This window comes from Streptococcus sp. 210928-DFI.4.42 (assembly GCF_020554365.1).
In the GTDB taxonomy this organism is placed as follows: domain Bacteria; phylum Bacillota; class Bacilli; order Lactobacillales; family Streptococcaceae; genus Streptococcus; species Streptococcus parasanguinis_S.
Genome location: NZ_JAJCHF010000057.1, coordinates 1 through 665 on the forward strand (window position 1 = coordinate 1; position 665 = coordinate 665).

Annotated in this window: 6 tRNA genes; all 6 read right to left on the reverse strand. The window is 50.8% G+C overall.

Features of this window, described 5'->3' with window-relative positions:
- Positions 1 to 73: 73 nt before the first annotated feature.
- Positions 74 to 159 (reverse strand) — tRNA-Leu (locus LIZ08_RS10235).
- A 7-nt stretch (positions 160 to 166) separates the two neighbouring features.
- A tRNA-Gly gene (locus tag LIZ08_RS10240) sits at positions 167 to 238 on the reverse strand.
- 23 nt (positions 239 to 261) lie between these two features.
- Positions 262 to 334: transfer RNA gene (locus LIZ08_RS10245), tRNA-Thr, on the reverse strand.
- Between the two features lie 17 nt (positions 335 to 351).
- Positions 352 to 433, reverse strand: a tRNA-Leu gene (locus LIZ08_RS10250).
- A 6-nt stretch (positions 434 to 439) separates the two neighbouring features.
- Positions 440 to 512 (reverse strand) — tRNA-Lys (locus tag LIZ08_RS10255).
- A 24-nt stretch (positions 513 to 536) separates the two neighbouring features.
- Positions 537 to 609 (reverse strand) — tRNA-Asp (locus LIZ08_RS10260).
- Positions 610 to 665: the final 56 nt, after the last annotated feature.

Here is a 665-nt window from a genome sequence, read left to right on the forward strand (position 1 = left end):
CCTCTAACCGCCTGATTCGTAGTCAGGTACTCTATCCAGTTGAGCTAAGGGTGCTTCTTTCAACCTTTGTCTATGCCGAGGACCGGAATCGAACCGGTACGATCGTTACCAATCGCAGGATTTTAAGTCCTGTGCGTCTGCCAGTTCCGCCACCCCGGCCTCCTCAAGCGAACGACGGGATTCGAACCCGCGACCCCCACCTTGGCAAGGTGGTGTTCTACCACTGAACTACGTTCGCATTGCTTTCTTTATATAAAAAAATGCCGGCTACATGACTTGAACACGCGACCCTCTGATTACAAATCAGATGCTCTACCAACTGAGCTAAGCCGGCTCATTATTATTCTCTTATGCGGGTTAAGGGACTTGAACCCCCACGCCGTAAAGCGCCAGATCCTAAATCTGGTGCGTCTGCCAATTCCGCCAAACCCGCAAAATATGACCCGTACTGGGCTCGAACCAGTGACCCATTGATTAAAAGTCAATTGCTCTACCAACTGAGCTAACGAGTCTTAAAATAATTTTCATTATCTTAACGGTCCCGACGGGAATCGAACCCGCGATCTTCGCCGTGACAGGGCGACGTGATAACCGCTACACTACGGGACCTATGGGAGTTAACGGGATCGAACCGCTGACCCTCTGCTTGTAAGGCAGATGCTCTC